The 14,547-nt window shown below is 53.0% G+C and carries 7 protein-coding genes; 4 read left to right on the top strand and 3 right to left on the bottom strand.

The annotated features are described in order from the left end of the window. The first annotated feature begins 369 nt into the window (after positions 1–369). The gene (locus ABD971_RS30835; protein ID WP_345327521.1) at positions 370–2,001 is read left to right on the top strand and encodes a TolC family protein; all 1,632 of its coding nucleotides are present in this window, start codon (positions 370–372) and stop codon (positions 1,999–2,001) included. Between the two features lie 27 nt (positions 2,002–2,028). Here ABD971_RS30835 and ABD971_RS30830 read toward each other — a convergent pair whose 3' ends face one another. The 3 genes from ABD971_RS30830 to ABD971_RS30820 all read right to left on the bottom strand — a co-directional run bounded on the left by ABD971_RS30830 (position 2,029) and on the right by ABD971_RS30820 (position 8,458). Further along, positions 2,029–5,481 (bottom strand): caspase family protein, encoded by a 3,453-nt coding sequence (locus tag ABD971_RS30830; RefSeq protein WP_345327520.1) that lies wholly within the window; start codon positions 5,479–5,481, stop codon positions 2,029–2,031. Positions 5,482–5,667: 186 nt separating this feature from the next. Continuing rightward, positions 5,668–7,704, bottom strand: coding sequence for a caspase family protein (locus tag ABD971_RS30825; RefSeq protein WP_345327519.1), 2,037 nt, complete (start codon positions 7,702–7,704; stop codon positions 5,668–5,670). 73 nt (positions 7,705–7,777) lie between these two features. Beyond that, entirely contained in the window at positions 7,778–8,458 is a 681-nt protein-coding gene (locus ABD971_RS30820; protein WP_345327518.1) for a hypothetical protein, read from the bottom strand. A gap of 552 nt (positions 8,459–9,010) precedes the next feature. Here ABD971_RS30820 and ABD971_RS30815 point away from each other — a divergent pair. The 3 genes from ABD971_RS30815 to ABD971_RS30805 all read left to right on the top strand — a co-directional run bounded on the left by ABD971_RS30815 (position 9,011) and on the right by ABD971_RS30805 (position 14,546). Next, positions 9,011–9,547 carry a hypothetical protein gene (locus ABD971_RS30815; RefSeq protein ID WP_345327517.1) on the top strand — a complete coding sequence of 179 codons (537 nt, stop codon included), beginning with the start codon at positions 9,011–9,013 and terminating at the stop codon, positions 9,545–9,547. A 248-nt stretch (positions 9,548–9,795) separates the two neighbouring features. Further along, the gene (locus tag ABD971_RS30810; protein ID WP_345327516.1) at positions 9,796–11,283 is read left to right on the top strand and encodes an efflux RND transporter periplasmic adaptor subunit; all 1,488 of its coding nucleotides are present in this window, start codon (positions 9,796–9,798) and stop codon (positions 11,281–11,283) included. Between the two features lie 11 nt (positions 11,284–11,294). Further along, positions 11,295–14,546, top strand: coding sequence for an efflux RND transporter permease subunit (locus ABD971_RS30805; RefSeq protein ID WP_345327515.1), 3,252 nt, complete (start codon positions 11,295–11,297; stop codon positions 14,544–14,546). The last annotated feature ends 1 nt before the right edge of the window (position 14,547 follow it).

Genomic DNA, 14,547 nt, shown 5'->3' with positions numbered 1-14,547 from the left:
GCCGACACTGCTTCGTCTCGTCCTGGAGGCATACAGCAGCAACCGAGCCAATGCGGCCGAGCGTCTCGGCATTCATCGCGGCACGCTTCGTGACATAGTGCGAAAAGATGGGCTCGACGGTTCTTAGGAGACCTAGCCCTTCTTCGTGACACTCTGGGACTGCCCTTGGACTATCGTCGGCTGGAATGGAGTTGGATGAAGCGCGGTCACATGCTGGACAACCTTCTGCGGGTTTCTTCCGCACAACCGTCACCACCGGACTCGAATGCGTTGGAGAAGGTCCGACTGCAACGATTCGACGCAATATCTCACTCATGCTGAACCGATCGAAAACTCCGGCTGGTCTTATTTTTCACGGAGGAAAACACGGTGATCACAACACAACTGACCAGCAATCGTTCTCGTCAATCGCGGCGTCGGCGGTTGCGTGCGGCTTTGAGCATGACATTGACAATGGGCTCAGCGATGAGTTTCACGGCAGGTTGCCAGAGTATTGGTAATTACGTTGCGACATCGGCTCACAATTCCGCAACGCACCGATCGACGCAAACGAACGTTGCTTCAACACCGGCAGCAGCCATAGTTGCCGCACCCGTGATGACGGTCGCGTACAACGACAAGTCGAACGGTGACAAACTTGTTGCAACGGAAGAAGATGATTTCGCTGGGCGGGCCAACGGTTCCTTGCGAGGCATAATAGAGTTGGATTCGCACGAACAGTCGCTTAACGAAGTTGCAGTTGAACCATTCTCCACCAGTAATGATTACTACCTCAGCGAACAGCCCGTGGGGTTAACGCTCGAAGCGATCGAGTCGATTGCTTTGGCGAACAATCCGACGATCGCTGAACTCGTTGCAACAACGCAAAAAGCCGCTGGTTTCAAAACCCAAGTCGGTCTACGTGCCAACCCGATGGTCGGTTACAACGGCACTCAGATCGCCGACCAAGGCACCGATCAGCACACGGTGTTCATCTCGCAAACGATCATTACCGGCGATAAATTGGCGTTGAACCGCGCCGTGCTCAACGAAGCGTTGCGTGCTCAGCTTATGCAGCTTGAAGCCCAGAAATACCGCATCGTGACTGACATTCGCATCACCTTCTACGATGCCTTAGCTGCGCAGCAACGTGTGAATTTGATCCGTGACTTCCAGTCGGTCGCTGACAAGGGAGTCGATTTAGCTGAGCAACTCAAAGAAGCGAAAGAAGGCTCGCAGCTAGAAGTCGTCCAAGCCAACGTGCAAAAGAACGAGATTGACTTGACACTGCGTCAGGCCCAAGTTCGCTACGAAGCAGCTTGGCGACAATTAGCAGCACTCGCGGGTGATCCTCGCATGATTCCAACGCGGCTGCAAGGCGTGTTGCCAGAAGCGGAATCGACTTTGGATTGGCCGAGTGTCGCGTCCACTATGATCGCATCCAGCCCCGAAGTGCAAGCGGCACAAGCACGAGTTACGCGAGCGAAAGCAAACCTCTGTCGACAAAATGTTCAACCGATTCCAAACTTGGATGTTCAGTTCGCTGCTGGTGTCGACAATGGCACTGGCTCGGGAATCATTAACCTACAGGTTGGCGCTCCAATTCCCGTTTTCAACAGGAACCAAGGCAATATTTCGGCGGCACGAGCTGAATATGTGCGAGCTTCGCGAGAAGTCGAGCGAATCGAAAACGCCATCAAGGCTCGCTTGGCCGCCGTTTCGGGAGACTACGATTCATCACTGGCCGCCGTCGATCAGTACTCCAGCGACATTCTGCCTAATGCCAAGGAAGGTTTGGAACTGGCCGAACTGGCTTACAAGGCGGGCGAAACCAGCTTTGTACAAGTTCTTGTGGCACGCCGAACCTACTTCGATACGAACCTCGCATTTTTGACCTCGCAGGTGCAACTGGCACAGGCGCGTGCCCGAGTCGATGGATTTGTCTTGACCGGAGGTTTGGATGCGGTCGTGGATAACAGTGGCGACGATAGCCTACGAGGTCTGACGTTCAGCCAACAGTAATGACTCGCCGGCCGAAGTCGCTGCTGTTTACGGGCGTTGAAGCTCGAATGGAAAAGTAGTGTCTCGAGACGCCGTTTCAACGACCGTCGTTTCTTCGCCAGTCGTTGAGTCAACGAGAGTCCGTGGCATTGCTTGGCGTGCATGAAAACCGCGTACTGAATCACGCCAGCGGCAGTCAACAGAGGACGAGAGTGAAGCAGAAGGATTTTGTTTCATCCAACCTGACAACGCATCGTAGATATCATCCGGCAGCGGCAACTTCTTTGTGGACTGACATGCGTCGCGGACCATTTGGACGTTATAGTACGATTCAGCCAAGGGGACGCAACGACTAACGCTGAATGGAATGTCGACCAATAGGTAAGGCTTGCCATCGAGGGTGTAAACCGCCAAGATCGGTTTGACTTCACTGTCTTTGATATCGAGCTTGCCAAGCGTCGCTTCGGCCTGGATCTGTAACATCTCTTTGACTTGGGCGTCGCCTAACTTCATCTTCGCGTTCATCGCCGTATCGAAATAAGGTCTCAGATATTTGACCGCATCAGATACCTGATTGTCTTGCTCAGGGTCATCATTGCCTGACGCTTGATAAGAGTCCAATGCAATCCTACAAAAACTCAGCAGCAGGTCAGCATCTGCGAGTGTCTGGTATTTGCTGCGACTGCCAGCATGTTTCAGCAAGACGTCCGATGCGAAAAGACAAAGTTCAAGCTGATCGCGATGCGGTGTTGTGCCGACTTTATCGCGGTATGCGAGGATACACTCACGCAAATCGTTCTGGGCCGTTAGTTCACTGCCGCCTGTCGACTTCGCCTTCGCGGACTGCTCGCAAGCTCGAACGCATAACGTGGTCAGCGTTCCGAGGGCATCCAACAACCCGCCCGCTTTGTCTTTTCGTGGCAAATAGATCTTGTCGGCAACCTCACACATTTGGTTGGCAAGTTCGTGGTCGGTGAATGACGAAGGGAGACTAAGCGCCAACGCTTGTTTGTAAAGTAGAACTGCCGTGGTTTGATCGCGAGCCGAGTCGCGTAGCAAGTGCACACGCATCATCGCGCGGCGATAGTCATCCAGGGCCTCCTTCAAGTCTCGCACGTCGGGATCGCCAAACAAATTACAATCACCAAGCCGCTCTTGCGTATTGATTGTGCGCCCGATGAACTGATTCTCAATCGCTGCGTCTGCAGAATCACTACGAAACTGGCCGAACGCAGACTCAACGCGATCGGTGAGTATTCGATATTCCGTGGCAGCACGCGCCGTTTCGCCTTGGAAGCGTATTCCCATCGCGATTCCATGGAGGTTGTGCAGGTAGGCAACCTTGGATGAGTAGTCTCGCGACTCGTCGAACACACGTTTGTTGGCGACTAACACATCGACACAGGACATTTCGTCGTTGGATGGGAGCGTGCTGGAGTCATCACCGCTCGTACCACTCATGCGATTCAAAAGGATTTGGTTGGACGTGTGGAAGGAACACACTGCATCATCAATCTTCCACTGCATCATCTTGCACCAGGCGTTTCGCCGGTAGATGTGAGCTTCGAGAAAATGGCCTGCTACTGGCGACGTGAGGCCATTGAGCTTCGGTTTCGCGAGCTCTTTTGCTTCATCGAGCAACGCATCGGCTTGTTTCCAGCGGTTGATGCCGATCCAAGCATCTGCTTCACTGCAAAGCGTGAACGCCATAAAGAAATCAGCGTAGCCTTTCTGCTTGCCATCGAACGTGAGTTGTTCGATTTCGCGACGAGCTTGCTGATACTGTTCCGCTGCTGGCTTGTGCTGTTTCAGTTCACGTTGAAGAAACTCGGCATAGTCAACTCGGCAGAGGGCTTTGAGAATCTGTAATGAGTAATTAAACACCTTCTCTTCATTATCAGTTGAGACCTTGTTCAACTGCGCTACGGTTGGAAGCATCTCGTGGTCGTACATTCGAAGAGCTTGTCTGTAGATCTTATCAGCATCAACTTGGCTGAGCGAATGCTTGACGACAGCCAACAAGTGAACATCAGCAGCTTGCAAGTCCTTGTCCATGCTGTTGGCCGGAGCAACTTTGGGAGCAATTCCACGAGATGCCTCGACCGACAAGCTTTTGGGTAACAGTGGCTCAAGGTCGGATTCAATTTCCGACAACGCTTCACTTAGCTTTTTACCACTGTCGGCGTCGAGCAACAGCGACGCGTGTTTACGGCGCAAACGTGCGATTTCGCTTTCGCCTTCCTTGAGTTGGCGTAGCGCGGCATCCGCAGCCAATCGCAAACTCTCGGCATCCAATAAATCAGCGACCTCATTTCCACGAGCAACGACTTGATAGCTGTCGTAAACTTGAACCATTTCCGCCCGGATGCTGGGGATGAACCATGGACATTCTTGAAACCACCAACTGCCCTGGCGGCTGACCACCATGCTGCGCAAGTACGCCTCCTCCAATTCTTCAACGAGAAACTTCCTAAAGTCAGCCTCTGGTCGCGGTTTGAACGAGAACTCACCAGCATCTCCATTCTGTTCAACAAGGTTACGACAATCAGGCCGTTGGCTGGGATCAAAGTAACCTTCCAGATGCTTTAGTAGGGCATGAGCTGTGACAACTTGCTTTTGATTCTGCGCTGGAATCCGCCGCAGACCATGTAAGAATGCCGAAGTGAATTTGGAGTTGCCATCGCGACCGTCGGATGCAAGCTGACTGGCACGACATGAGGCCATTGCTTGAAACGCGGGGGCGTTGAGCAGGTTTTCATCTGTACGTCCACTTCCGCCGCTCGGTGGCTGGAAGGTCGTGGATGCACGATGCTGATTAAATATTTCACCCGAGTGGCAACAATCAAGTACCAGCAGTTTTTGCTTAGCCTTGATCCGACCGAGGTCGTCGATCAAACCGAAAGGCAATCCAAACAAATTGCCAATCGGCTCACCTTCTTTCAGTTCGACATCCATCGCAAGCATCGCAACATTATTTCCGCTGGTCGATTGCGAACGTAACTTGATGCCGTGACCTGCAAAAAAGAAAAACACCGTGTCATCTTCGTTTGCATCCTTGCTGAGACGCAACAACTCACGCGAGATATTCGATTTTGTGGGCAGCCGCTCGACGTCGGTTCCCTTATCGTCCGTTAAGACAATGACGCGATCTTTGTCATAGTCGTAATAATTGGTCAAGATGTCGGCAATTGCCAACGCATCGTTGGCGGCATTGGACAAGGCGGGTAAGGCGTCACGACTCAGCAGATCACCGCCGTCACGCAGCTCCTCTTGGCGACTGGTGTAGTTCACGCCGATCAGGATGGCCCAATTCTCACCGCCCCGCAGATCCTCCTTGACAAAGCCAAGATCATCATCGGAAAAGGTAGGGCTACATGTTAGAATTGAAATCGCAATGAATTGGACTGCGATCGTGAGCGTCTGTGTAAGGCTCGCAAAACCCAAACATTTAGGATCTCGACGAAGTCTGCGAAAAACGATTGTTGGGGTGTTCTTCTTCATTCTATCAATTCCTGTAGATCCAAAGATCATCGAGCGACCGAGCCACCCTCAGCGTAGTGGTCGCGATCTAAAACTGCAAACGATTCATTTCATCAGATAATGCAAGAGACGCACATTTCTGTTCGTTTGCGATGTTCGTCTTCGAGGCACCTGGGATTGTATTGATTGCGTAGACTGCGGCGGACTCTACTCCGACACAACCCAGGAAACCATCGACATTTGAGGTTGTTCGGAAGTGCCACCTGTGCGGAATTTCTGGTTGCCGAACGTGGCGTTGTAAAGCTGTTTCTCAAAAGGTGTTTTGGCGACAAAGCCACGCTTTTTGTCAGCAGCATCTCCAAGTCTCTTCTGTTCGATGCCAACGTAGTTCAATTGATGCTTTACCTTCCCTTCCTGTGGAATGCCAACCAAGATCAAGCCATTCTGTCCCCACATTTTCTCATTGATGGTCATTTCAAACAACGCGATCGTGGTCGGACGGAATAAGCTTTGGGCTGGCTTGATAAAGTCCGACGCTTGACTTGCGATTTGGAACCGCGAGCTAACAAAGAATACAGCGAAGGCGGCATCGTAAGCGCCTTCGTTGACAACTTCGATTCGCAACACGTCTCCAGCCTTAACCTCTTTTGAAGCCAGATCACCACGCACCTTCGACATCTTTAGCTTGATGTCGTGCGCTGCCGTTGCGTTTGGACCGTAGGCGACCGCCAGTCGTTGGAGGTTTTCGCAATTGTACACTCTGCGAAGATCACGCTCGACCGCATCGACAAGTTCGCTGTTGGCAAGAGATGCTTGATAGCGGACGTGCGGGGTGCGTTGCAGTTGTGTTGCAGATGGAAAGCCGTCGCCAAGCGTCAATGGGACCTGATTGGGCACCAAAAGACGATCTGTCTCAGACACCATTAGCGTCCATCCTTGCGAGCCTTTTGATTCAACGACACGGAAAATGCTTAGTGGATCGGCTGCCTTGTCTCGAAACGTCATCTCAAGCGATTGCCCCGCATCGACATCAACACAAGAAATTGTCAAAGCAATTCGCAGTTCGCCAAGCTCTTGGCTGACGACCTGGCATGTTGAGTTGTTAGGGAAGACACTGACTGGAACAGCTTGAGGAAATTCACCGTACGCAACGCTTTCGATTTCGGCAGTAGTTGCGGTGACGCTGACCACTTGCACATAACCGATTGGCGTCGTCTGCTTACTATCCTGCGGTGCAAAGATGGCGACGATCGCATTGATGGTCAGTCCTGCCATTTGACCACCGACGATCGATGTCGTGTCTCCATCGAATTGCAGGTACATCGGATTCGCTCTTGGCCACTTCTCGAAGCCGAGCACTTCTTGATCTAAGTCACCTTCACAGAACGGAGTCGGCCAAGTGCGTCCGAGAGCGCGGTATCGCTCGATGATTCCACGACGCAGATCTTCGTAGGTTAATATTGCATCGTCGCCAACGGTTTGCTGGTCCAGACATTGCAGCAAGCAAAAGGTAAACAATCCATGCGGCACAGGCTTGCCTAAGGAATTGTCGAGCGATTTGTCTTCGATCGCCTTTTCATACGCTTGGCACGCATAGAATGCCACGCAGTTTGACGCTCCGCCTTTCGGCAACTCCCATCCAACATCGTCGTTGCTCTTGGGTGCGGCAAGCCGTGTCGCATCAAGCTCCGGCGAAGCAAGGCCACGAACCGACTCGTTCGGATCGCCACCGCGTGTCATCGTTCCCGAGAAACAACTGTCAAAGACGATCCAAGTGTGAATGCCCTTCTGATTTAGTACGCCCAGCCACGCACCAATTTGATCGTCCAGGATGACTTCGGTTTCGTCGATCGGCATGAAGAACTCGTCTGTGCCGTCTTTCTCCGTCTCGCTTCTCCTTTGTCCGCCGTGACCGGACATGTAGATCAACAGCATGTCTGGGGCTTCGTCCGCCGCCCAATTCGCTGCGACAACGGTCTCGAAGGCCGCATGGATATTGCTGTAGGTGGGAGGTTTTGTGGTGGTGTCCGCGTCGCTCAAGACAGTCAGATCATCTGGTCCAAAACCAAACCGAGGCGTTGCCAGTCGCTCTTTAAGCAAAGCAACATCGACACCGCAACCGTGCAGATCACTATGCGTTTTATAGTCAGAACATCCAATCAGTAGTGCATGACGCGCGGCAAGGGCTTGATGTTGAGAGAGAACTATCCACGCGATCAATGGAAAAAGAACAAATCGAAACATTGCAATACCTTTCCGCGGGCAGAAGCTGGACCCATGACGGGTCTAGCTTCAATGTCATACTTCTGACCAATGCCTACCAGGGGAAGTGATGAGGATGCGGCGGATCGAGACGGAAGACCCATCGGTGCTGGTGCCCGACGATGTGATCGTGCCAACGGTGTCCCTCGTGGTCACGAGCGTCAAGGTAGTGTGCGCCGTGCACATGAAATGTGCCGACACTATGACCTTCGACGTGCCCGATCTCACGACCATTGACGTAGACATGTACTTCGTCGTGGTTCGACCTGTTGTCGATATACAAGTCTCCATCGAGATCCTTCGTTGCATCTCCTTCCTTGGGCATCTTCTCGGCAGCCGCTTTGGCAACTTTCATGACTTTGTCGCCAAGATCGCCACCGAGCAATTTTGCAGCCGTTGCGATCTCGGTCGGATTTCCGCGATTCTCTGCGAGTGTCACGGCTTCTTCTTGCAACGCGCTTGATGTTAAAGACGCCTGCTTGCCAGAAAGTGATTCAGCCGCCGACAAAAGTTCTGCGGACAAGAGCAGCTCGATCGGGTCGGCTGCCATTCGTGCGGCGTCAATTTTTTGTCCCAAGTCGTTAATCGCTCCGAGCGAAACGCCAAGCTCGGTTCCGAAGTCAATAAACTTCGCTTGTTTGACCGTTTCCGGCTTAAGCGTGATGACTTTCTCGTCTGCTGCTTGGTCCTGAGCGTTTGCTGCCAGACCAGTGATACCAACTAACAGAGTCGCCATAACGATTCGTGAAAGTTGTAGGGAGAAGAGTTTGCGCATCTTGTTTACCTCGTGTCTTAATTGCTGAAAGAAAGGAATCAATCCGTCGAGTGTGTGAACGTCCTAGTGGGAAATCTGGCCGCTTGCCTCAAAATGATCGTTCATCTTAAAACAGCCCGCCGCGTGAGGATTGTACACCCCCCTTCGCGGGGATGCAAACTAACGGCGGCACTCGGCACTTGATCCACCGCTGCGAATCACTTTTTTGATTCTGAGGTAACTTCTTCTGTAGTGGACGAGGCTCATGATGGAGAGATTGAATCAAAGGCCCATCGGCGAAAAGGCGTCTCAAATTGCGATGGTGTCGCGTTCAGTGTGACTACAATCGCGAAAGTTTTTTGGTATCGATTTTAGCCTATTTGAGCGTCTTTTGTTGTCCAGATGGGATTGGCATGGCCTGTGCTACGTATGCTTTTACGCTATTTTGATATAGCTCCGCCCCGGCTTAGCCGATAGAACTACTGCGACGATTAGGCGTAATATGCCGATTGTTAGTGTCCGAACAAAGTAACGATGTTTCATAAACTCCTCACCTACTCGACGATGACCGCCGTAGTGCTTCACGCACTGCTGGGGTGTTGTGTACATCACGCTCACGCGGATTACACGCACAGTCACGACGTCGACCGGGTGATGGTAGACGTTCCGCACGTGGTTGGCGTCAGTGGTCACGATCACGACGGACACTCCCACGAAGGTCACAAGGCATCGTGCCGACACCAGCACAAAGCAGATGGCTCTATCACTTGCAATTGCTTTGACGACGAAACGACTGAAGCTCGTTCCGAACAGCCTTTGTCAGAATCGCCTTGTTCAGGTTCACATGGACCACATGAATGCTGTGACGAAGCGGACTGCAACATCGTTGCCGATCAACGAGACAATGATATTTCGTTGATCTTGACCTTTGATTGGTCGCCCTTGCTGACGAACTCTTTGTCACTGTCGTCACAAGATTTACTCGCACTACGGACGGAGTACGGTTCGCCGCCCGATCCGCACACGGTGCATCCGCCGCTTCGCGTTAAGACGCAAGTCTGGCGTCTGTAATGGTCCGCACTCGTCCGTGATTGGATGAGAGTGACTGTGCCTCTATGCCGTAGCGGAAGTCGTCACGACTTTCGATCCTCGTGCATCAGTTCCGACACTCTTGGCGAATTTCGCTAGTGCTGATTGATTCAGCCTGCATTCGCCGGTCATCTGCCACGGACGCTTCTTCGCGTTGACCTTTTCTCTGATCCACACACATTGAATCGTGGGTTGGTTTCTCCGGCAGTTGTTCCGTTGGTTTCGTTACCATGAAAATCCATATGCCCAAAGTCCCCATGAAGTGGGTTTGGCTAGTCGCCACACTGATCGTTGTGATCGTCGGTGGTTTTACCTGGCAGCATTGGTTCCCGGCCACAAAGGGATGGGTCGATCGAACTGCTGTTTCATTCCGCAATGGCGGCGGTGAATCGCACGAGGGTGATGCGGCTGGCGAGGTTGATCCTCATGCCGGACACGATCACGCTGCCCATGCCGGGCATGACGCAGCGACTTCATTGGAGCTGTCAAAACAAGCAATCCGCAACATTGGATTGTCCGACGAAACGATCCGTCCGATCAAGTTGGAAACCTTCCGCCGATCAATCACGGTGCCCGCAGTCGTCGTCGAACTTCCAGGTCGATCTCGAGTTCAAGTTGCGACGCCGATGACCGGTGTCGTCACGCATGTTCACGCCGTGCAGGGCGAAGCGGTCGAGCCAGGAAGTTTGCTGTTTCAAATCCGCTTGACACACGAAGACCTCGTGAACGCACAAACCGATTTCCTGCGGACGCTTGGGGAACTCGATGTTGAACAACGCGAGATTGCACGCTTGCAACAGGTCACCAGAAGCGGTGCGATCGCGGGTAAAGTCTTGCTGGAGCGACAATACGCCCTTGACAAACTGAACGCCGGCTTGAGTGCGATGCGTGAATCGCTACGGCTGCACGGATTGTCGGACAACCAAGTAGAACAAATCGAAGGGGAGCGACGGTTGCTCAGGGAGCTTCAGATCTTTGCACCGAGTGTCGATAGCCACGGCGAGGATGAATTGCGATTGACCCAACATGTCGTTCAAGCGAGTTTCGTCAAGGACGACCAGACCAAACACACTGGACCATTGATCCTGCAAGACCTGTCAGTACACAAAGGTCAGTCCATCAACGCGGGTGAAACACTTTGCGTCTTGGCCGACTACGACGAACTGTTCATCGAAGGACTTGCGTTCGAGCAAGACATCAAGCAACTTCGGAAAGCGTCCCAAAATGGCTGGGCGGTTGACGCGATCTTGGAAGAACCAGGCTCCGAATCCCGTGTGATCGAGGGCTTGGAAATGGCTTATCTCGCCAATCAAGTCGATGCTCAGTCGCGAACATTGAATTTTTACGTTCGCCTTCCCAACGAAGTCGCCAAAGATCATCGTGCTAACGGCAATCGCTACGTCGAATGGCGTTACGTTCCCGGTCAACGGATGCAGTTGCGAGTACCGGTCGAAGAAATGCCGGAACAAATCGTGGTGCCTGTCGAGGCGGTGGCGAGCGAAGGAGCGGAAACATTCGTGTTTCAGCAAAACGGCAGCCACTTTGATCGCGTGCCGGTCCATGTGAAATACCGTGATCAGTATTCCGCCGTGATCGACAATGACGGTTCGCTGTTCCCCGGTGACGTCATTGCAATGCGTGGCGCTCATCAAATGCAAATGGCTCTCAAAAACAAGTCTGGCGGTGGAGTTGATCCACACGCGGGCCACAACCACTAAGGAGCCACATCATGCTTAATTCAATCATTCGATTCGCGTTGAAGCAACGCATGCTCGTCATCGCGGTTGCCTTGTTCCTTGTGGGATTCGGGACTTGGCAGGCGATGCAGGCTCCGATTGACGTTTTCCCCGACCTCAACCGTCCTCGTGTGGTCATCATGACCGAGGCACCGGGGCTGGCACCTGAGGAAGTCGAGACGCTCGTGACGTTCCCCATTGAAACGGCGGTCAACGGAGCAAACGGAGTGCAGGCTGTTCGCAGTGCGTCGGGGGTCGGTATTTCGGTCATCTATGTCGAGTTCGATTGGAAAACGGACATCTACAACGACCGTCAAATCGTCGCCGAGCGGCTGCAACTCGTTCAAGAACGAATGCCGGAAGGCGTCAAACCAACACTCGCACCGATTTCCTCCATCATGGGTCAAATCCTGATGCTGGGAATGTGGAGCAACGACGGTGCGACTGAGCCGCTTGAACTGCGAACGCTTGGCGACTGGGTCGTACGCCAGCGATTGCTGACGATCCCTGGCGTCTCGCAAGTTTTCACGATGGGCGGAGGGCGCAAGCAGTTTCAGGTGTTGGTCGATCCCGACGCCATGTTGCGGTTCGGTGTCGCTTTGCACGAAGTCAAAAAAGCGGTTCAAAACAGCAACGAGAACGCGACGGGAGGCTATCTGGACGAACAGGGGCCAAATGAATTACTCGTTCGTGGGCTTGGCCGTGTCCAGAGCATAGAAGACCTGCAAAAAGTCGTCGTCACGATGAAGGAAGGCCGACCGATCGCGTTGGGTCAAATCGCTCGTGTCGTCGAAGGCCCTCAGGTCAAACGTGGCGATAGTTCGGCCTGGGTCCGTGATGAAGACGGGCAATACAGCGGCGGACCCGCAGTCATTCTTACGATCAACAAGCAACCGGGAGCCGATACGCGGCGAGTGACTGAGGACGTGATGGCGGCAATTGAAGAGCTGCGGCCTTCCTTGCCCGGTGATCTTCGCATCGAACCACTCTACACGCAAAAGTCATTCATTGACCGAGCGATTGAGAACGTCGTCGAGGCACTTCGTGACGGCGGCATCCTGGTCGTCATCATTCTATTCCTGTTCCTGATGAATGTTCGCACGACGTTCATCACACTCACGGCGATTCCGCTGTCGTTAGTGATGACAGCGATCGTGTTCTCGATCTTCGGATTGTCGATCAACACGATGACGCTGGGTGGTTTGGCCGTTGCCATCGGCGAATTGGTCGATGATGCGATCGTGGATGTCGAGAACATTTATCGGCGACTCAAAGAAAACCGGGCCAACGAAAATCCCAAGCATCCATTGTTGGTCGTTTTCCGAGCCAGTATCGAGATTCGCAACTCGATCGTATTTGGCACGATGATTGTCATCCTCGTGTTCTTACCACTGTTTGCGCTATCTGGCATGGAAGGACGACTGTTCGCTCCGCTGGGTGTCGCTTACATCGTTTCGATTCTTTCATCGTTACTCGTTTCACTGACGGTCACGCCCGTGCTGTCTTATTGGTTGCTCGGTAGTCAAAAACTCAAGGGACACGAGAAAGACGGTTTCGTCCTGCGAGGCATCAAATGGATTGGCGACAAAGTCATCCGCTTCAGTCTGACCGTTCCGCGATTCAATCTGGCCGTCACAGCGGTTTTGGTCGTCCTGGCCGGGATGTTCCTGATGAGTCTTGAACGCGACTTTCTGCCGCCGTTCAATGAAGGTGCCGTGCAACTCAACGTTGTGTTGCCGCCGGGAACTTCACTGGCGACTTCCAACGACATTTCTAGCCGCGTTGAAACTCGATTGCGCGAGATTGAAGACATCGAAGGATTCATTCGACGTACCGGACGCGCCGAGTTAGACGAGCACGCCGAGGGTGTGAACATGAGCGAGTTCATTTTGGAACTTGACCCCAAATCACCGCGTTCCCGTGAAGAGCAGCTCGAAGAAATCCGCGAAGCAATGGCCGATATTCCAGGCATCGTCACGGCGGTCGAGCAACCCATTGCTCACTTGATCTCACACATGATCTCAGGAGTGAAAGCTCAAATCGGCATCAAAATTTACGGTGACGATCTTGATCTGCTCAGGCGTAAGGCGGGCGAAATGGAGGCGGCGATGAAGGCAGTGCCCGGAACGAAGGATGTGCTGGTCGAACCGCAAGTCATCATTCCGCAACTCCGGATCGAACTCGACCGCGACAAACTGTTGCTTTACGGACTCAGTGCCGTCGAAGTCAATGAGTTCATCGAAACGGCTCTCAATGGACAAGTCGTTTCCGAAATTCTAATCGGCCAACGCACGTTCGATTTGATGCTGCGGCTCGATGAGGATTACCGCGAGAACTTGCAAACGCTCAAGCGGTTGACGATCGACCTCGCCAACGGTGGAAAACTGCCTTTGGAATCGGTCGCGAACATCTACGAATCAGGCGGCCCGAACACAATCAATCGCGAAGACGTTCGTCGCCGAATCGTGCTGCAGTGCAACGTATCCGAGCGTGGTGTAGTCGATGTGGTGCAAGACATTCAGAAAAAGGTCCAACCCATCGTCGAGTCTTTGCCACCGGGATACTTCGTTCAGTACAGCGGACAATTTGAAAGCCAGCAATCCGCATCGCGAGTCATCGGCGTTCTGTTCACTGTCTCGTTGGTGGGCGTATTCCTGGTGCTATACACGATGTTCCGCAGCGTCAACCTCTCGTTGCAGGTGATGATGGCTCTGCCAATGGCGTTCATCGGATCGGTGATCGCGTTGGTCGTTACAGGCCAAACGTTGACCGTTGCTGCGATGGTCGGGTTCATTTCACTGGCCGGGATCGCATCGCGAAACGGAATCTTGCTGATCAACCATTATTTGCACTTGGTTCAGCACGAGGGTGAAGACTGGACAAAGGAAATGATCGTTCGTGCGGGTCTGGAAAGACTCGCCCCCGTGCTGATGACCGCTCTGACTTCCGGCATCGGCTTGGTGCCGCTAGTCATGGCGGCCGGTGAGCCGGGCAAGGAAATCCTGTATCCGGTTGCGACCGTGATTCTCGGCGGACTGATTAGCTCGACGCTCCTCGACTTCTTTGTCCACCCGGCGTTGTTCTGGCTGATCGGACTGAAATCGGCTGAGCGAGTTGTTACCGAATCGAAAACCGACATTCCTCTGTTTGAAGAAACTGAAGACGAGGAGTCTCATCTACAAATCAATCACTCTCGGTCAAGGACGACAGAGACCTCCCAACCCCTTTCCGAACCCGCGACCTAAG

The organism is Novipirellula rosea, assembly GCF_039541335.1.
GTDB lineage: Bacteria > Planctomycetota > Planctomycetia > Pirellulales > Pirellulaceae > Novipirellula > Novipirellula rosea.
The sequence above is the reverse complement of the archived record's forward strand: the minus strand, read 5'-3'. Positions and strand labels throughout refer to the sequence as shown.